The sequence below is a fragment of the Nodosilinea sp. FACHB-131 genome (assembly GCF_014695395.1).
Taxonomy (GTDB): domain Bacteria; phylum Cyanobacteriota; class Cyanobacteriia; order Phormidesmidales; family Phormidesmidaceae; genus Nodosilinea.
The window spans coordinates 22,453-40,638 of the sequence record NZ_JACJOF010000012.1; the positions used below are offsets into that span (position 1 = coordinate 22,453).

Annotated in this window: 18 protein-coding genes and 1 tRNA gene; 9 read left to right on the forward strand and 10 right to left on the reverse strand. The window is 56.2% G+C overall.

Annotated features, from left to right (window positions below; all coding sequences use genetic code 11):
• Positions 1–58 precede the first annotated feature (58 nt).
• From H6F75_RS07270 to lysA, 5 genes are all read right to left on the reverse strand, one after another.
• Positions 59–148 (reverse strand) — tRNA-Ser (locus H6F75_RS07270).
• 91 nt (positions 149–239) lie between these two features.
• Entirely contained in the window at positions 240–773 is a 534-nt protein-coding gene (gene pgsA, locus H6F75_RS07275) for a CDP-diacylglycerol--glycerol-3-phosphate 3-phosphatidyltransferase (protein ID WP_190750677.1), read from the reverse strand.
• A gap of 135 nt (positions 774–908) precedes the next feature.
• Positions 909–1,664, reverse strand: a complete 756-nt coding sequence (locus H6F75_RS07280) for an isoprenyl transferase (RefSeq protein WP_190750679.1) — start codon at positions 1,662–1,664, stop codon at positions 909–911.
• A complete protein-coding gene (cdaA, locus tag H6F75_RS07285; RefSeq protein ID WP_190750680.1) occupies positions 1,661–2,581 on the reverse strand; it encodes a diadenylate cyclase CdaA in 921 nt (306 codons plus the stop codon). Before cdaA ends, H6F75_RS07280 begins: the two co-directional genes overlap by 4 nt.
• 94 nt (positions 2,582–2,675) lie before the next feature.
• The gene (lysA, locus tag H6F75_RS07290; RefSeq protein WP_190750682.1) at positions 2,676–4,091 is read right to left on the reverse strand and encodes a diaminopimelate decarboxylase; all 1,416 of its coding nucleotides are present in this window, start codon (positions 4,089–4,091) and stop codon (positions 2,676–2,678) included.
• Between the two features lie 168 nt (positions 4,092–4,259).
• Here lysA and rimI point away from each other — a divergent pair, with 168 nt between their 5' ends.
• The 6 genes from rimI (at position 4,260) to H6F75_RS07320 (ending at position 11,233) form a co-directional block, all read left to right on the forward strand.
• The gene (gene rimI, locus H6F75_RS07295) at positions 4,260–4,943 is read left to right on the forward strand and encodes a ribosomal protein S18-alanine N-acetyltransferase (RefSeq protein ID WP_347710621.1); all 684 of its coding nucleotides are present in this window, start codon (positions 4,260–4,262) and stop codon (positions 4,941–4,943) included.
• A gap of 199 nt (positions 4,944–5,142) precedes the next feature.
• Positions 5,143–7,608 (forward strand): ATP-dependent Clp protease ATP-binding subunit, encoded by a 2,466-nt coding sequence (locus H6F75_RS07300; protein WP_190750684.1) that lies wholly within the window; start codon positions 5,143–5,145, stop codon positions 7,606–7,608.
• 146 nt (positions 7,609–7,754) lie between these two features.
• Complete coding sequence (locus H6F75_RS07305) at positions 7,755–7,928, forward strand: hypothetical protein (RefSeq protein ID WP_171972935.1); 174 nt, start codon at positions 7,755–7,757, stop codon at positions 7,926–7,928.
• 217 nt (positions 7,929–8,145) lie between these two features.
• Entirely contained in the window at positions 8,146–9,513 is a 1,368-nt protein-coding gene (gene rlmD, locus H6F75_RS07310) for a 23S rRNA (uracil(1939)-C(5))-methyltransferase RlmD (protein WP_190750686.1), read from the forward strand.
• Positions 9,514–9,550: 37 nt separating this feature from the next.
• The gene (lpxD, locus tag H6F75_RS07315) at positions 9,551–10,588 is read left to right on the forward strand and encodes a UDP-3-O-(3-hydroxymyristoyl)glucosamine N-acyltransferase (protein WP_190750688.1); all 1,038 of its coding nucleotides are present in this window, start codon (positions 9,551–9,553) and stop codon (positions 10,586–10,588) included.
• Between the two features lie 18 nt (positions 10,589–10,606).
• The gene (locus H6F75_RS07320; RefSeq protein WP_199303814.1) at positions 10,607–11,233 is read left to right on the forward strand and encodes a hypothetical protein; all 627 of its coding nucleotides are present in this window, start codon (positions 10,607–10,609) and stop codon (positions 11,231–11,233) included.
• Here H6F75_RS07320 and lexA read toward each other — a convergent pair.
• The 4 genes from lexA to H6F75_RS07340 all read right to left on the reverse strand — a co-directional run bounded on the left by lexA (position 11,223) and on the right by H6F75_RS07340 (position 15,320).
• On the reverse strand, positions 11,223–11,837 hold the full coding sequence (gene lexA, locus H6F75_RS07325; protein WP_190750690.1) for a transcriptional repressor LexA: 615 nt from the start codon (positions 11,835–11,837) through the stop codon (positions 11,223–11,225). The two genes, H6F75_RS07320 and lexA, sit on opposite strands and share 11 nt — an antisense overlap.
• Before the next feature lie 318 nt (positions 11,838–12,155).
• Positions 12,156–13,295: an RNA polymerase sigma factor RpoD gene (gene rpoD / locus H6F75_RS07330; RefSeq protein ID WP_190514541.1), complete on the reverse strand. Its 1,140-nt coding sequence runs from the start codon at positions 13,293–13,295 to the stop codon at positions 12,156–12,158.
• A gap of 677 nt (positions 13,296–13,972) precedes the next feature.
• Entirely contained in the window at positions 13,973–14,710 is a 738-nt protein-coding gene (cysE, locus tag H6F75_RS07335; protein WP_190750692.1) for a serine O-acetyltransferase, read from the reverse strand.
• Positions 14,711–14,837: 127 nt separating this feature from the next.
• Complete coding sequence (locus H6F75_RS07340; protein ID WP_190750694.1) at positions 14,838–15,320, reverse strand: hypothetical protein; 483 nt, start codon at positions 15,318–15,320, stop codon at positions 14,838–14,840.
• 144 nt (positions 15,321–15,464) lie between these two features.
• On the opposite strand from H6F75_RS07340, the gene H6F75_RS07345 reads away from it, so the two are divergent.
• On the forward strand, positions 15,465–15,620 hold the full coding sequence (locus H6F75_RS07345; RefSeq protein ID WP_190750696.1) for a hypothetical protein: 156 nt from the start codon (positions 15,465–15,467) through the stop codon (positions 15,618–15,620).
• 34 nt (positions 15,621–15,654) lie between these two features.
• Here the strand turns inward: H6F75_RS07345 and H6F75_RS07350 are convergent, their stop codons facing one another.
• Positions 15,655–16,050 (reverse strand): polymer-forming cytoskeletal protein, encoded by a 396-nt coding sequence (locus tag H6F75_RS07350; RefSeq protein ID WP_190750698.1) that lies wholly within the window; start codon positions 16,048–16,050, stop codon positions 15,655–15,657.
• Positions 16,051–16,519: 469 nt separating this feature from the next.
• Between H6F75_RS07350 and H6F75_RS07355 the strand changes: the two genes are divergently transcribed.
• Both H6F75_RS07355 and H6F75_RS07360 read left to right on the forward strand, forming a co-directional pair.
• Positions 16,520–16,963, forward strand: coding sequence for an orange carotenoid protein N-terminal domain-containing protein (locus tag H6F75_RS07355; RefSeq protein WP_190750700.1), 444 nt, complete (start codon positions 16,520–16,522; stop codon positions 16,961–16,963).
• A 200-nt stretch (positions 16,964–17,163) separates the two neighbouring features.
• Complete coding sequence (locus H6F75_RS07360) at positions 17,164–18,150, forward strand: ATP-binding cassette domain-containing protein (protein ID WP_190750702.1); 987 nt, start codon at positions 17,164–17,166, stop codon at positions 18,148–18,150.
• The last annotated feature ends 36 nt before the right edge of the window (positions 18,151–18,186 follow it).

The following is an 18,186-nucleotide window of genomic DNA, read 5'->3' on the forward strand; positions in this document are numbered from 1 at the left end:
ACAGACAAAAGCAGCTGGTATGAGTGCTCATACCAGCTGCTTTTGTAGACTCAAAATACGGAAGCGGTGGGATTTGAACCCACGAGGGAAGGTTTACTCCCCTACCTCCTTAGCAGGGAGGCGCTTTCGACCACTCAGCCACGCTTCCAAGAAGTAGTTCTTCGTTAGTTTAGCAGACACTCGGCAGAGACTTGAAGTAACCCCAAGACTTTTTATGACATTGTGCCCTATCGTCCTGCTTAAGCGCTGCGGCTGGGCTGCATTTGGGGCCACAGATATACCAAGCCCGATGCCAGGGTCAACGCCACCGCTGCCCAAAAGCAAATCTGCGCTGGCCCATCCCACACCGCCGGTAGCGGGGCCAGGAGCAGGGCGATCGCCACAATCTGCACCACGGTTTTGGCCTTGCCCCACAGGTTTGCCCCCGGCACCGCGCCCCCCTGCATGGCCGGGTTGACCCGCCAGCCAGAAATAGTAATCTCCCGCGCCACGATTAAAAACACGCCCCAGCCGGGCACCTGACTCAGCCCCACCAGCATGAGCAAGGGAGCCAGCACAAGCAGCTTATCCACCAGGGGGTCTAAAAATTTGCCCAGATCGGTCACTTGGTTGAGCCTACGAGCCAGGTAGCCATCGAGCCAGTCGGTGCTCGCCGCCACCACAAAAATGCCTGCCGCCCACCACCGCTGGGCGGCCGTTGGCGACTGCAGGAGGAGCAGCAGTAGGGGCACGCCAAGCAGCCGGGAAACGGTGATCCAGGTAGGAAGGTTCATAAATTTTTGAATGCTCCGATTTGGGGTGAATGGGGCAGCGCCTAGCGTCTCTACATCAAAGTGCTTTTTAGGTCACAGTTTCTCTCCCCCTAAAGAGAGGTACTCCGAGGGAGCGCTGAGACGGACTAGACAACACTAGCCCTTGACCTTGCCAAAGCGGCGATCGCGCTGCTGGTAGGCATAGATCGCCCGGTGAAATTCTGAGGTGTCGAAGTCAGGCCACAGGGTGTCGGTCACATAGATCTCGGCGTAGGCCAGCTGCCACAGCAGAAAGTTACTAATGCGCATCTCGCCGCTGGTGCGAATCAGCAGGTCGGGGTCGTTAATCTCGGCGGTGTAGAGGTGGCGGCTAAACAACTCCTCGCTGATATCGCTGGGGTTCAGCTCGCCCCGCTGCACCTGCTCGGCGATCGAGCGGCAGGCCTGCACAATCTCCTGTCGACCGCCGTAGTTGGTGGCCACCGTAAACTCAATGCCGTGATTGCCCTGGGTTTGAGTCACCGCCTGATGAATCTCGCCCTGGAGCGATCGGGGCAGGGCTGCTAGGTTGCCCACAAAGCGAATGCGGACGTTTTCCTCCATCATTTCCAGCAGTTCCTGGCGCAGCACCCGCTCAAACAGCGCCATCAAAAAATCTACTTCTTCAATTGGGCGACCCCAGTTTTCAGTCGAAAAGGCGTAGGCCGTCAGCGCCCCAATTCCCCAGTCGCGGCAGCAGCGCAGCAGGGTTTTGAGGGTGTCGACTCCCCGGCGATGGCCCATGATGCGTGGCAGCCCCCGGCGTTTGGCCCAGCGCCCATTGCCATCCATAATCACCGCCACATGCTGGGGTAGGCGATCGGGCTTGAGGTCGGCGGGCAGGGCGTAGCGAACAACAGGCTTGGTGGTCATTTTTTCTCTCGGGGAGACGATGAGGGGAGACGAAACAAGCGCAGTACGAAGTTAACTCCAAGGCTGCCCAGCCGCCGACCAAGGCTTCTGAGCTGGGGTGCTACCGCCTCGCGATCTACCGATTTAGAAAACTTAGACCGCAGAATACTGCGCAGGCGGCTGCTGGTTAGAGGCCGATCTAGAATACCGCCTTCCGCCAGCGAAATAGAGCCCGTTTCTTCTGATACCACAACACAGATGCAATGCTCTACTCGTTCGGTAATTCCCATCGCCGCCCGGTGGCGAGTGCCGAGCTGGCGCGAGGCCACCCGCTCTGAAATTGGCAAGATTACCCCCGCCGCCGCAATGCGCGAACCTCGCACCAGCATGGCCCCATCGTGAAGCAGAGTGCTGGTTTGAAAAATGGTTTGAATCAGCTCCTTTGACACTTCCGCATTGATGCGCACCCCCGGCACCGTAAAATCTCGCTCGTCAATTAGCTTGTCGATTTCGAGAATGAGCAGCGCCCCGGTGCGGTTTTGGGACAGCTCCTTGACGGCGTCAACAATTTCATCGATCACGTTGTCGGGCTGAGGCATAGCCTCCCGCGACGGGCTGAGCAATTCCCATACCCGCCCCTGGCCTAGCAACTCCAGCAGTCGCCGAAACTCCCCCTGCAGCATAAAGGCCATGGCCACCGCCGAGCCAATCACCAGTTTGTCTAGCACAAAGCCGAGCAGGGCTAAGCCCAAAAACTTGCTCAGGGCCGCTGCCAGCATTAAAAAAATCAGCCCTCGCACCATCCACAGGGTGCGCTTCTCGCCAATGATGACAAGCACCACGTAGCTCAGCAGCAGCACCAGCGCAATGTCGAGCGTCTGGAGCACGAACCTAACCTGGTCAAGGTTTGTTAGCCATTGCTCCCAGAGATAGTTCATGCAGCGTTAAAGGATGGTGTCTGAGCAGCTGTCTAATGGTTGGCCCGGACAGCCCCTGGCAAAACCCTGCCCAAGACTAGCAACGGTTAGCTGACTAGGTAGACTTTGCTTGCGGCCTGAGAGTTTCGGGCAGACAGTCTTGCCGAAGCAGATCCGCCACGGTTTCTCGGCGAATAATCAGGGCAGCATCGCCGTCGGCCACCAGCACCGCCGCAGGCCGAGGCACCCGGTTGTAGTTCGAAGCCATGCTGTAATTGTAGGCACCCGTGCCCGCAATAGTAACCACATCATCGCTCTTCAACTCAGGCAGGGCCGCATCCTTGATTAGAATATCTCCTGACTCGCAGTGCTTACCGGCTAGGGTCACGGTTTCGTCTAGGGGGGCGGCCATGCGGTTGGCCACCAGCGCCCGATACACCGACTGGTAGGTGATTGGGCGAGGGTTGTCGGACATGCCACCGTTAATGGCCGCGTAGGTGCGCAGGCCTGGGATCACCTTCTGGCTGCCGACTCGGTAGGCGGTGACACAGGCGGGGCCAATCAGCGATCGCCCCGGTTCGCACAGCAGCTTGGGCAGAGGAATATCGTGAGCTGCACAGGCTGCGATCACGCTCTCGCATACGGTCTTCACCCAGGTGTCAATGCTCGGTGGGTCATCGCCCTCGGTGTAGCGAATGCCTAACCCACCGCCCACATCCAGTTCCGTCAGGGTGAGCCCATAGCGCTGGGCCGTCACCACCCACTGGGCCATGACGCCCCCTAAGTCGGTGTGGGGATTCAGCTCAAAAATCTGTGAGCCAATGTGGGCATGGACTCCCAAACACTGAAGCTGGGGCTGACCCGCGAGGAACTCAAATACCGTTTCGATCTGGTCGGGGTCGAACCCAAACTTGCTGTCGAGGTGGCCAGTGCGGATATATTCGTGGGTGTGGCACTCAATGCCGGGGGTAACCCGCAGCAAAATTGGCACGGTCTTGCCTTCGCTGGTGGCGATCTCGCCTAGGGTCTTGAGTTCGAGCCAGTTGTCGACCACCACCCGGCAGCCCACTTCGATCGCCAGGGTCAACTCTTCAAACGACTTGTTGTTGCCGTGAAAATAGATGCGCTCGGGGTGGGCTCCAGCGCCAGTGGCCGTGACCAGTTCGCCCGCTGACACCACGTCAATACCCAGCCCCTCATCGGTGACAATGGCGCACACCGCTAGGCAATTCCAGGCTTTTGACGCATAGATCACGAGCGCCTCGCCGGGGTAGTAGCGCTCAAACCCTTGGCGATACTGGCGACAGGCCGTACGCAGGGTGTAGTCGTCAAGAATATATAGAGGAGTGCCAAAGCGCTCGACCAAGTCCACCACATCGCAGCCGCCGACGCTGAGATGATCGTCTAGGGTAGTGGTGGCGGTCAGGGGCAATAGCTGCTGGTTAGGGGACAGCGTTCCTTCGGGGTTGGCCGGGGGGAGGTACTGGCGGCTATCGGCGATCGAGGCCGGCAGGGGAGAAGTCGAAACCATAGACGTTGCGCTCACAGAAAAACGTTGTTCGAGGATTGATTTGAGACAGCTGTGACCTTGAACTGGCCAACCAGTTCTTTGTCCGTTGCGCCCCTGACCCCAACCCCCAGTGTACAATTAAGGGCTGTGCCAGTTTTCTTGCCCCAGAAATTAAAAGCCGTAACGTTGGTGGGCTACCTTTCTTGCCAAGCTCCATGCCACGACGACATTGCTGCTCTAGTGGCCCTTGACCAGCGCACCCTGGGAGGGCTGTGGTCGGCAGAGGGCTACAGGCGCGAGTTGGATAGCCCCAACAGCTGTCTGCTGGTGCTGGTGCATCAACCTCATAGTATCCAGGAGAATCAGGCCGATCTATCGACAGCGTCGATGGCTGACCTGAAAACGGCTTCAGATTCAGAAGATGCAGAACTCCAACCCGGCCCTGCATCAGAACTAGACCACAGTGATGGATCCGCGCTCCTCGGCCTGGGCTGTTACTGGGCAATTTTGGATGAGGCCCACATCACGGTGCTGGCGGTCGATCCCCGCTACCAGCGGCGGGGATTGGGGAAATGGCTGCTAGTGAATTTGCTGACAGATGCGAGTGAGCGCGCGCTCACCCGCGCCACCTTAGAAGTGCGCCCCTCTAACAGCCGCGCCCTAGCTCTCTACGAGAGCTTTGGGTTCGAGACTTTAGGCCGTCGGCGTCGCTACTACGCCGATGGCGAAGATGCCCTGATTCTGTGGCGAAAATCCCTCAAAACCGCTGAATTTCGTGATCAACTCCAGCAGCAACGCAGTGCGGCGAGTCATCGTCTCGAGCGGCAAGGATGGCAGATCACGAATAAAAAATTGCCTCTCAACCGAACATAAAACCGAACCTTTAAAGTTGAGAAAATTTACATTTTTTACAAACTCAATCCATTGACAGTTGGCGATCCCAATTAATTTCTAAGTCCAAAGGAGTACCAAAAGGAAGCGCGGTAAACCGCCTGTTTAGTAGGGCACAACTGACAAAAATCGCTGTGCTAGAATTTGCCTATCCGGCACGCACCAGGTGATTAATACCATCATGTTTGAACGCTTCACAGAAAAAGCAATCAAGGTCATCATGCTGGCTCAGGAGGAAGCTCGTCGGCTCGGCCACAACTTTGTGGGTACTGAGCAGATTCTCCTGGGGTTAATTGGAGAAGGCACGGGCGTAGCCGCCAAGGTCTTAAAGTCAATGGGCGTCAATCTTAAGGATGCGCGCATTGAAGTTGAAAAGATCATTGGTCGTGGCTCCGGCTTTGTGGCCGTTGAAATTCCTTTTACCCCCCGAGCCAAGCGTGTGCTTGAACTCTCCCTGGAAGAAGCCCGTCAGCTCGGCCACAATTACATTGGCACTGAGCACCTGCTTCTGGGGTTGATCCGCGAAGGCGAGGGGGTCGCGGCCCGCGTTCTCGAGAATCTGGGCGTTGACCTGTCTAAGGTGCGCACCCAGGTGATTCGCATGCTGGGTGAAACGGCAGAGGTGTCTGCCGGAAGCAGTGGTGGGCGCACTAAGACTCCCACTTTGGATGAATTTGGCTCTAATCTGACCCAAATGGCCGCCGATGGCAAGCTCGATCCCGTGGTCGGTCGTCAGAAAGAAATTGAGCGCGTCATCCAAATTCTGGGCCGTCGTACAAAAAACAACCCGGTGCTAATTGGTGAGCCTGGTGTGGGTAAGACCGCGATCGCCGAGGGTTTGGCCCAGCGCATTGGCAACGGTGACGTGCCCGATATTCTCGAAGACCGCCGCGTGGTGACCCTCGATATCGGTCTGCTAGTGGCCGGTACCAAGTACCGAGGCGAGTTTGAAGAGCGTCTGAAAAAAATCATGGATGAGATCCGCACTGCGGGCAATGTCATCTTGGTGATTGACGAGGTTCACACTCTAATTGGGGCGGGGGCTGCTGAAGGGGCGATCGACGCCGCCAACATCCTCAAGCCTGCCCTAGCGCGGGGTGAGTTGCAGTGCATCGGGGCCACCACCCTGGATGAATACCGCAAGCACATTGAGCGCGACGCCGCCCTTGAGCGCCGCTTCCAGCCGGTGATGGTGGGCGAACCCAGCGTGGATGAGACCATCGAGATCCTGCACGGCCTGCGCGATCGCTACGAGCAGCACCACAAGCTGAAGATCTCCGACGATGCCCTAGAGGCGGCCGCCAAGCTGTCGGATCGCTATATCGCCGATCGCTTCCTGCCCGACAAGGCCATCGACCTAATCGACGAGGCGGGCTCCCGCGTTCGTCTACTCAATTCCCAGCTGCCTCCAGCGGCGAAGGAGCTCGATCGCGAACTGCGCCAAGTGCTCAAGGACAAGGACAACGCTGTGCGTTCCCAAGATTTTGACAAAGCTGGGGAACTGCGCGATCGCGAGATGGAAATCAAGGCCGAGATCCGGGCGATCGCCCAGAATAAGGTCAATGAAGACGCTGGCGGTGAAGACATGCCCGTGGTGGGCGAAGAAGACATTGCCCACATCGTTGCCTCCTGGACTGGGGTGCCGGTGAGCAAACTCACCGAATCCGAGTCCGAGAAGCTGCTGCACATGGAAGACACCCTGCACCAGCGGTTGATCGGCCAAGACGAAGCGGTAAGGGCTATTTCCCGGGCCATTCGCCGTGCCCGAGTTGGCCTTAAAAACCCCAACCGACCGATCGCCAGCTTCGTGTTCTCTGGCCCCACTGGGGTTGGTAAAACCGAGCTTGCTAAGTCTCTAGCCGCCTACTTCTTCGGCTCCGAAGACTCCATGATTCGTCTGGATATGTCGGAGTTTATGGAGCGCCACACGGTTTCCAAACTGATCGGCTCGCCTCCGGGCTATGTGGGCTACAACGAGGGCGGTCAGCTGACCGAAGCCGTGCGTCGCCGGCCCTACACCGTGGTGCTGTTTGACGAAATTGAGAAGGCTCACCCCGATGTCTTCAACATGCTGCTGCAAATCTTAGAAGACGGCCGCCTGACCGATGCTAAAGGCCGCACGGTCGACTTCAAGAACACTCTGCTGATCATGACTTCCAACATTGGTTCTAAAGTCATTGAGAAGGGTGGCGGTGGCCTTGGCTTCGAGTTTGAGCAAGATCAAGCCGAATCGCAGTACAACCGCATCCGCTCCCTGGTGAACGAAGAACTCAAGCAGTACTTCCGGCCTGAGTTCCTCAACCGCCTTGACGAGATCATCGTCTTCCGTCAGCTCACCAAGGACGAGGTCAAGGAGATCTCCGACATCTTGCTCAAGGAGGTGTTCGGTCGACTTACCGAGAAGAACATCCACCTCCAGGTCACCGAGCGCTTCAAGGAGCGCCTGGTAGAAGAAGGCTACAACCCCAGCTATGGGGCACGGCCGCTACGTCGGGCGATTATGCGACTGCTCGAAGACACGCTGGCCGAAGAGATTCTCTCTGGTCGTTTGGGCGACGGCGATACAGCCACTGTCGATGTGGACGACACCGGCAAGGTCACCATCCAAGCCGAACAGCGTCGAGAGCTGATCTCTGCCGAGAGCTAGGCGCAAGAGCTAGACGCTGGTCTAAATCATCTGTTGTTGGAAATGCCGTTCTCCTGGGAGGGCGGCATTTTATTGTTTACGGTTAAGGGGCATGCGGCAGCGGCCCAGAGCCGGTATGCTGACATCACCATTTGACAGGTTTCACCATGGGCGATACCACCAACTGTGAAAAATTGGCCAGCGTCTTCAACCAGGCTAGCCAGCAGGGCAAGAGTGCCTTTTGCAAAATGCTCTGGGGTAATCAACCAGAAACCGTGCAGGCGCAGCTTAAACCTCTACTCAGTGCTGAGACCATAGAGGCTTTGCGCGACGAAGATTAGGTATAAACTCGCTTGTGGCCACAGGGTTAGTTAAAGTCCTGGGCTCAGGGTGCTGCCGTAACCCCTACTTCCTAAGGCTGAGATCGTTCGCCGTCGAGTTCTCCCTCTCTTTTCTGGCTAACGAGTTGGGTTTCGTTAGGTCACGGGTCGCCCCATCGGTCGTTTCCCTTGCTACAGTCGATAGGCAGATGAGCACAAGCACAGCAGGAGCACGGCCATGGACCAGTGGCAACAAGGGGAAACCCTTGATCTGGAAATTACTGACCTGAGTAGCAGCGGTGACGGCATCGGCCGCTGGCAGGAGCGGGTGGTATTTGTGCCCGACACCGTACCCGGCGACTTGGTGCGGGCGCGGTTGGTGCAGGCTAAGCCAACTTTTGGTCGGGCCAAGGTGCGGCAGTTGCTGACCCCGTCGCCCGATCGCATTCGAGCGGCCTGCATCGTGGCTGACAAGTGCGGCGGTTGTCAGTGGCAGTCCATCAGCTATCCATCCCAGCTGGCGGCTAAACAGCAGCAGGTGCTCGATGCCTTTACGCGCCTAGGTGGCTTTGAAAATCCCAAGGTGATGCCGATTTTGGCGTCTGAAGCCCCTTTGGGCTACCGCAACAAGGCAACTTACCCTCTGGGGCGATCGCCCGAAGGCCAGGTCAAGGCCGGCTACTTTCGCCAGGGCAGCCACAAGCTGGTTAACCTCAACCAGTGCCCCGTGCAGGATGAGCGCCTGAACCCGCTACTGGCCGAGGTCAAGCGCGACATTCAGGAGCGGGGCTGGTCGATCTATAGCGAGAGCAAGCACCAGGGTAGGCTGCGCCACCTGTCGCTGCGGGTAGGCCGCCGCACTGGGCAAATGCTGCTGACCCTGGTATCCACAGCGCCTAATCTCAAGGATGTGGAATTGCAGGCCCAGGAGTGGCGAGAGCGTTACCCCGACCTCGTCGGCGTGTGCGTTAACCTCAACCCCGACAAGACCAACGCCATTTTTGGGGCCGAAACCCTAGTAATTGACGGCGTGCCCTACATCGAAGAGATGTTTGCCGGGCTGCGGTTTCGCATTCATGCCACTACGTTCTTTCAGGTCAACACCGAGCAGGCTGAGCAGGTGTTACAGGTTATTTTGGACGAGCTACAGCTCACCGGCAGCGAAACCATCATTGACGCCTACTGCGGTGTCGGTACCTTGACCCTGCCTCTGGCTCAACAGGCCAAGCGGGTGATGGGCTTAGAGGTGCAAGCAGAAGCTGTGGCTCAGGGCTTAGCCAACGCAGGGCTCAACGGCATTGACAATGTCGAATTTCGCGCCGGAGATGTTGGGGCACTGCTGGCTGAGGCGGCCGCTAGTCTGAGCGATCCACTGGATATAGTCGTGCTTGATCCGCCCCGCAAAGGCTGCGATCGCTCCGTGCTTGATGCTTTGATCGAACTTCGTCCACCCCGCATCGTCTACATGAGCTGTGACCCTGCTACCCTGGCCCGAGACCTCAAAATTCTGCGGGATGAGGGCGGCTATAGTCTGACCAAAGCTCAACCGGCCGACTTCTTTCCCCAGACCCCCCACGTAGAATGCGTCGCATTTCTGGTAGCGTAAAAGCCAGATTGGTTTTACTGCGTTTCTCTCAGCTCCTATGAAGTTCAGCACCATTGCCGACAAAATTCAGATTACCGCCGCCTCTAGTCTGACTGCTAACCCCGGCCACGATCCTGAGATTGCTGGGGTGGCAGCCGTCGACCAGGCCTCGGTCGGCACGCTGAGCTACATCGAGGGAGATAAGTTCGCCAGCTTTGTCGGTACTACCCAGGCCGGCGCCCTGATTTTGCCTCAGAATCCCCTGTTGCAAGCCAAGGCTACCGAACGCGGCATCGCTTGGCTTAGCACCCCTGACCCGCGCCTGGCCTTTGCGCGGGCCATTGCGCTGTTCTATACGCCCTACCAGCCTGCGCCTGGCATTCATCCCACCGCCGTGATTGATCCTACAGCCACCTATGGCGACAACGTCTCCATAGGGGCCAACGCGGTGATTCAAGCCGGAGTCTACTTAGGAGCGGGGGTCTGCATTCACCCCAACGTGGTGGTCTATCCCCAAGTGCGGGTGGGCGATCGCACCGTGCTTCACGCCAACTGCACCATCCATGAGCGCACTCAGATTGGGGCAGATTGCGCTATCCACAGCGGCGCGGTAGTTGGCGCTGAGGGCTTTGGCTTTGTACCCACCCCCCACGGGTGGGAGAAAATGGAGCAGTCGGGCATTGTCGTTATCGATGACGGCGTGCGGGTGGGCAGCAACTCCACCATCGATCGCCCTGCTGTAGGCACGACTCGCGTGGGGCGCGGCACCAAACTCGACAACCTGGTGCATATTGCCCACGGCTGCCAGGTGGGCGAAGGGGTAGTGATGGCCGGTCAAGTTGGCATGGCCGGTGGCGTTACTATCGGCAACCGGGTGATTTTGGCGGGTCAGGTAGGCATTGCTAACCAGGCCGTTATTGGTGAGGGCGCGATCGCCACTGCCAAAGCCGGCGTCCACGGCGATGTCGCTCCAGGCGAAATTGTTACCGGCTCGCCGGCTCTACCCCACAAAGTCTCTCTCAAGGCCTCAGCGGTGTACCGTCGCCTGCCCGAAATGTACAAGATCGTTCAGCGTCTGCAAAAGCACCTGCTCTAGCCCCTTCTCACTCTGCCCATGACCCCAGCCTCCCAAGACGACATCCCCAACATTCAGCAGGAACTGCGCTTCAGCCGTCCGTTTACCCTAGCTGACGCCATTGGCCAGGAGGCGGGCAACTTCATGAAAGGAGAATCGCCCATTCCGCGGCTGGTGCAGGCGAGGCACGGTGCCCAGCAAGCGCTGAAAGAATCCCTAGTGGATGGCCCCGGCGCCCTGCACCGGGTGCTAGAGCAGTGGCTAGTGGATGATGAGCGCCGCCTCAGCCAGTACCTGGAGCACCCGGCCGAGGCGGTAAAGGATTTGCTGATAACGGTGCTGCGATCGCCCGTAACCCTCTACGAACTGGTGCGCCAAACCGACGTCACCTGGGGCCAGATTTACGATAGCCGCCCCCACTTTCAGCAGCCCGGACAGCCCCCCCACCCCGATGATCAATACACCCACGAGTCGGTACGAGAGACGTTAGAGCAATGCCTGTACTGCCTCAACCACCCGCCCGTGGCAGAACTGGAACCAGACTCCGAAGCTGCCTTGCCGCAGACAGCTGCTCGAATAAACTTACGGCTAATCATTAAAAAACCGCTGTTGTGGATAACAACAGCGGCCAGGAGCATTAGTCATTTGAAAAATGTCAGACGGTAAAGTCGGGATCGATACCGCGCCACACGGCCACTAGCCGACCTTGTACGTCTACGTGATCTGCTGGAAACTCCATAACCGGATACTTAGGGTTGGCGGGTTTGAGCTGCACCTGGTTACCCTCGCGGTGAAATGATTTGAGGGTAGTACCGCTCTCAACCCGAGCTGCAACAATAGTCCCCTCACGAATGCCCTGGGGATCTTTCACCGGACGCATGATCACCACGTCCCCATCCTGAATCATGGCCTCGATCATGCTGTCTCCAGTAACTTTGAGGGCATAGTCACCAGACTGAATAGGCAGCCCGTTGAGATCGAGACGCTCGACAGTATCGGTAAACGCTTCGTTGACAAAACCAGCGGCAATGGTGCCCAGAATTGGCACACCACGGACATTATCCCGAACGCGAATGGTGCGCGCTTTCCCTTCGCTCCATTCAATGTAGCCCTTGTTCTTGAGGTGTTCTAAGCGACTTTGAATAGGTGCAGGGGAACGTAGGTTCATAGCCCGCATCATTTGGCGAATGGAGGGGGAGTGCTGATTAGCCCGGATATACTCAACTAGCCAGTCGTAGAGCTCCTGTTGGGCAGTTGTTAAGGATTCCATAGGGATTTAGCCACGGCGTCGAATCATGTTATGGAACAAGTGTACCAACTGGGTGGCCATCTGTCTACTCTATCAATAAACCTTCCGGTAAACCAGTACTAACAATAACCCCAACGCTAATCAGCTCAATTCAGCTGCTCCGTAAGAGGATGAATATTTGTTTTCATCGACCTGCCAGTATTTAACTTAGAGTTGGCACGTTCAGAACAGCAGTCGCCGTACCAATAAAAAAGGCTGCCTTTAGGCAGCCTTTTTTCAGTGGGTTTCGTTAAGCATCACTCTAATACTTTAGCCATAGGGCTGAAGTCGAGGTCAACCCTAGCGAATGTACTCTTTCAAAATGCTGTTGCGGTTAGGATGGCGCAGTTTACGCAGGGCCTTAGCTTCAATTTGGCGAATGCGCTCGCGGGTAACGTTGAAAATCTGGCCAATTTCTTCCAGAGTTTTCATCCGGCCATCGTCGAGGCCGTAGCGTAGGCGCAGGACATCCCGCTCGCGAGGGCTGAGGGTGCCCAAAACGCTTTCCAGGTCTTCCCGAAGGAGGCTTTTAGAGACTTGATCTTCGGGGGTTTCGCCGTCTGATTCAATGAAATCGCCCAGACGAGAATCTTCTTCTTTACCGATGGGAGTCTCAAGGGAGATGGGCAGCTGGGCCGATTTTGCAATAAATCGCAGCTTCTCGATGGTCATTTCCATGCGAGTGGCGATCTCTTCTTCAGTGGGCTTGCGGCCAAGCTCTTGGGAGAGCAGTTTGGTGGTCTTTTTGATGCGAGAGATGGTCTCGTAAAGGTGCACCGGTAGCCGAATAGTGCGCGACTGATCGGCGATCGCCCGGGTGATGGCCTGACGAATCCACCAGGTGGCGTAGGTCGAGAACTTGTAGCCCTTTTCGTGGTCAAACTTCTCAGCGGCGCGAATCAAGCCCAGACTGCCTTCCTGAATCAAGTCTTGGAAGGAGAGGCCACGGTTCATGTACTTCTTGGCGATCGATACCACCAAGCGCAGGTTTGATTGCACCATTTTGTCTTTGGCGCGGCGACCAATGTGCAAACGGTGGCGGAAGCTGGCTAAGGTGTAGTCTTTGCCTTCGTCTTGGCTAACAGCAGCAGCCCACTCAATATCAGAGGGATCGCGCTCAAGGGAATCAAACAGCTCATCGTGGATGCGCTCTAGCTTGAGCAGGTCAGCGATCTTGCGGGCCAGCTCAATTTCTTCTTCGGCCCGTAGCAGGCGAATACGGCCAATCTCTTGCAGATAGAGACGAATAGAGTCTTCGGTGTAGTGGCGCTTTTTGGTTTGAGCTCGGCGGCGGGTTACCTTCCCCTTCGGCGCTTTGTCATCGGCGCCGGCCTCGTCATCTTGGGCAACAAAATTCTCGTCACTATCATTACCGTCGATCAGAAGATCGAGTTCAGTTTCAGGGTTGATGGTGCCGAGCAGATGATTTGCTTGGGTCATGCCGCGATCCTCGTGCTCCTTAAAATTGAAAGACAAAGACTGTGATCAGATTAACAGCTCCGTTGGATAGATGCCTACAGTTCCGAAAAAGTGCGGATCTATTTTTTAGGAATCCAGTGATAAGTGTCTAGCCACCTAGACGTTTACGACACTGGCTTGGTGCTGTTAGCCCAGGTCGTCGCCGCCTCTATCTAGAGAAATACATCAGCGCCGCCATGGCCTTTCAATTTTAACTGCAATGTTAGGTGATGTACCACCCCAACTTTGGCAGAAACGATCGAATCGGCTGAAATGCTTAAGCTGCAACCAAAATACCCTCCTCAGAACTAAGAGCGATCGCCCAAAAAACGACTTTATAGAACAAATGAACTGCTTCATTTTCTTCTCATTTTTTCCTTTGTGAAGAGTAGTGACGCAACTCTTCAAGAATTCCCTGAATGTGATCGTCCCAGTTTGTCTAGATGCTGCCCAGGCAAATCTACTGCCTTGTTCGCCAGATTTTGTAAGCAATTCCTTACATTCAGCGCTAGTAATTGGATGTCTTCTAAGCACTTTTACGGTGCACTTTTTGACAATAAAATTGGATCCAAAATAAAAAGTAAGGAGGCCTGGTGTCACAACGCTAGGCCTCCTTACTTTTAGGGACACTTTGTAGTGGAAATCTCAAGAGCTCTCGATTAAATGCCGCTGCCGTCTAGAAATTCTTCAATAACGCGGTCTTGCAAGCGGCAGTAAACGCCGTCTTGAGAGCGGACAGCGCCCACTAAAACGGGTTCGCGGCGCACTTGCCCCAACGCTTGAACTTCTTTTTCTAACGCTTCAATGCGATCGAGCAGAGCGCGAATTACCTGGGCTTCGGAGTCAGGCAGGCGGCCATGCTCTAGGGGTTCTACACGCTCCCCAGCCCGATACACGATGCGCCCGGGTACACCGACTACTGTGCAGTCGGAGGGCACTTCTCGCAGTACCACTGAACCTGCCCCAATGCGTACGTTGTGTCCGAGGTAGATATTGCCCAGTACCTTGGCACCAGCGCCAACGACCACGTTGTTGCCTAGGGTAGGATGGCGCTTGCCAACTTCCTTACCAGTACCCCCCAAGGTGACGCCTTGGTAGATTAGGGCGTAGTCACCAACGATGGCAGTTTCCCCAATCACCACCCCCATGCCGTGGTCGATGAAAACGCCTTTGCCAATGGTGGCCCCTGGGTGAATTTCAATACCGGTGAGAAACCGCGCCAGGTGAGAGATGAGGCGAGGTACCACAGGTAGGCCTAAGTTCCAAAGCCAGTGACTGAAGCGGTGCAGTCCTAGGGCATGCAGGCCAGGATAGCAGGTGAGTACTTCTAACCAGTTGCGAGCCGCTGGGTCACGCTCGAAGACGATGCGGAAATCGGCAATCAGGGTGGTGAACACAGGCAATGGAGTTAACTGCAGCTTCACTATCCTAACGTGGCCATGTCCTCGACTAACACCCTTCGCTGGTGTGGATTACTCTAGGTCTGCGCTACGGCTCGACGCCAACGAAGACAGCAGGACAGCCCTAGGGATTAGCACTGAGGGAATAGTTGTAGCGCTGCCCCTGCTGGTGGGAACCCACCCAAATGCTATAGGTGCCCGTTGACCAGCTTTGGTCTTGAACCAGGGCGTCGGGATTGCGGCGATCGGTGTCGTCGCCACAGCGCACGGTGCCATCGGGCCCTTGAATAAGGAGGCTAGTGTCGTTGCCGCCGCTGTTGACCTGGAGAGTGAGGGTGGCAAAGTCTTGCTGCAATACCATGACGTGATCGGGGGCGACGTCGGCAAACCCAGCGCAGATATTGCCGTTGCGATCGCGCCCAGCAATATTAGACAGCGCAGAAATTCCGTTGGTAAAGCCGCTAACGCTGGCGGCTGGGGTGGCACCAGACAGCGTGAACGACTCAAAGTTGGCCTGCTGGGCCAGGGTGGGCAGCGCTGATATGAGACCCACGGAGAGGCCTGCGGCGAGCACCATTGCCCCACGACGTTGATGCTTAATGGTCATGGCCCCAGCCTCCTACGGTTCAATTCTATGGTGCTCGGTAGCCGCCGCGCTTAGTAGCCATAATAGACAGAAGTTGAACTGTCTCCATTGACACCAGCCCAATATAAGTAGTGTATCTAGTGACGACCGCAGGAGGCACCAGCGATGGAACTTGTGATGCTGATAATCTGCGTGTTGACGACGTGGGCGATTGCCCATGTCGTCAATGGCCTCACCCACCTAGGTCAGCTCTTAGCGCCTTCGCCCTGGCTGCTGGGGGGCATAGCCCTGGTATTGACCACCTGGATTATGCGCGACTAGCAGCGCCTCAATGGTTAGTCGCGCGCTAGTTGAGCTAAAGCTCAGTGGTGCCGTAAAGCTCGGGCACCTCGCGCGCTGGCGGCAGTGACTTGGCGTCTCGAGTCTCTATATATCCGGTGTAGTAGGCACCCGGTTCTATTTCTAGGGCTCCGGCCACTACATCGCCTTCTAAACGAGCGGTGCGGCTGAGGGTGAGCTTGCCTTCAGCAAAGACTCGGGCCTTCAGTACTCCCTGCACCATAATGTTTTGGGCCTTCACTTCGGGGCCTTCGATTAACCCTGTAGAGGAAATCTCTAGATCACCGTTGACATCTACGGTGCCGTGAATCACGCCATCGACCCGCAGCATACCCTCGGCGTGGAGCACCCCTTCAAACTCAGTTTTTTGACTCAAATAGGTCAATGGCGGAGCCGCTTTGCGTTTAAACATCAAAATTGCCCTCATACCTCTAGAGAACAGTACTCCAAGCAATGGCCTGAGCCAGATTAGCCCTAAGGACGCTACCGCTGCTGAAGCGGGCATCCTAACTATGTAACTAAATATTAAAAGACAATGGCCCCGGCTCGGCAACAATCTACTAAATAGACGCGATTTCCCTCTCTTTCGGAGGGTGAGCGTAGCCATCAACCCTGGCTATGCTTTAAATCAAAAGAAACTTGGAAGAAATATCCCGTATTCAAAAACATCGGGGATCAATATGAATAGACGATAAACCCCTTTAAATTGAAACGACTTCTTCTTCCTTTTTCTGCTTCGACCCCTTAAATCTACTGCTTTAGCTTTGGCTAGCCAAAGCTAAATTCCATCCTCCAGCGATCGCAAACTGTGCGACAGAGCCTTCACCTGTTCTGCCGCATTGTTATCTAACCCCATAACAAGCTCTTACAGGAAACCTACCATGACCGCTATAGATGTTCGCCTTCAGTTTGAGCAAGCCGTTCAATCGTTCGAATCAGTCGATGTAGACTGCAAGATTGCCGTGCTTTGGCAGATTTATGAAACCCTAGGTCAGGCATTTGCGGCGATCGCCCCGGTGGCGCTCTTCTCCCAAGCGGTACAGCAACTGCTGGGCCAAATTCAGCAAGTTGACCGTGACGATCAAGCGGCAATCTTGCGCGATATTCTGGCTGGGGCTGATACCCGGTTCACCCAGGCTTACCAAACCCTCAACGTGAATATGAAGCTGGCCTTCTGGCACCGCCTGTTCAGCCTCACGCCTGCAAACCGCTTGCCTATAACGGCCTGCCAAGATGGTTCGGCCACAACTAAGGCGTTGCTCACCCGCATCAACACCATGGGGCTTAACGAGCGCCTCCACTTTTTGCGCCGGGTTGTGGGCTAAGCCTAGGTTCAACTGTTTTTTGGTGAGCCGTAGCGATCGGGTGGACGCGAACTTAGTCTAGAGATTAGGCAGGCTGCGTGGACTCACTACCTGCAGCTGGGCTGGCGATCGCCAGCCCAGCTGCCGCAGCAGGTGGTTAGCGGTAAAGTGAAAGCCATGGCCCTCACCTCGGGTCTAGCTGCTCTATTCACTGTTTCGCCATGCCCACCATTGATGTCAATCAGCTCAGCAAGCGCTATCCCATCGCCATTAAAGAGTCTGGGTTAAGGGGCACGCTGAGGCATTTCTGGCGTCGTCAGTATCGCCTGGTAGACGCAGTGCAGTCCATTTCCTTCCACATTGAGCCTGGCGAGGTGGTAGGTTTTTTGGGCCCCAATGGTGCTGGCAAAACCACTACCCTCAAGATGCTCACCGGGCTGATTCACCCCTCCAGCGGCACTGTGCGGGTGGGCAACCAGGTGCCCTTTCAGCGACGAACTGAGTTTTTGCAGGATATTACCCTGGTCATGGGCCAGAAACAGCAGCTGCTATGGGACTTGCCTGCCCTGGATTCGTTGCGCATCAATGGCGCTATATATGGTCTTTCTGACAAGGAATTCCGCTATCGAATTGACGAACTCACCGAGATGCTGGCCCTTCAGGGAAAGCTGACCCAGCCTGTGCGCAAGCTGTCCCTCGGTGAGCGCATGAAGGCGGAAATGATGGCGGCTCTGTTGCACCGTCCCCGCGTCTTGTTTTTAGATGAGCCTACTCTGGGACTGGATGTCAACGCTCAGGTGGCAGTGCGAGAATTCTTGCGTGACTACAACCGGCGCTACGAAGCCACCATTTTGCTCACCAGCCACTACATGGCTGATATTACGGCCCTGTGTCGTCGCGTGCTGCTGATCTACCAGGGACGCTTAATCTACGATGGCAGCCTAGAAGGGCTGCTCGATCGCTTCGCCCCCTACCGAGAAGTCACTGTCGATTTGGCCACTGGCTGCGATGCTGCCACCCTGAGCCGCTACGGCGAATTAGAAAGCCTGGAGGGCTGCACCGCTCGCCTGATTGTGCACCGCGACACCCTGACTCAAACTGTCGCTCAGCTGCTGGGAGATTTGGACGTGCAGGATTTGACCGTCAGTGATCCGCCGGTAGAGGAGGTGATTGGGCGAGTATTTGCGGCAGGATCCGCAGAGAGGTAAGAGGTGAAGGGGTGAGATTGGTGGCTGTAGCAAAAG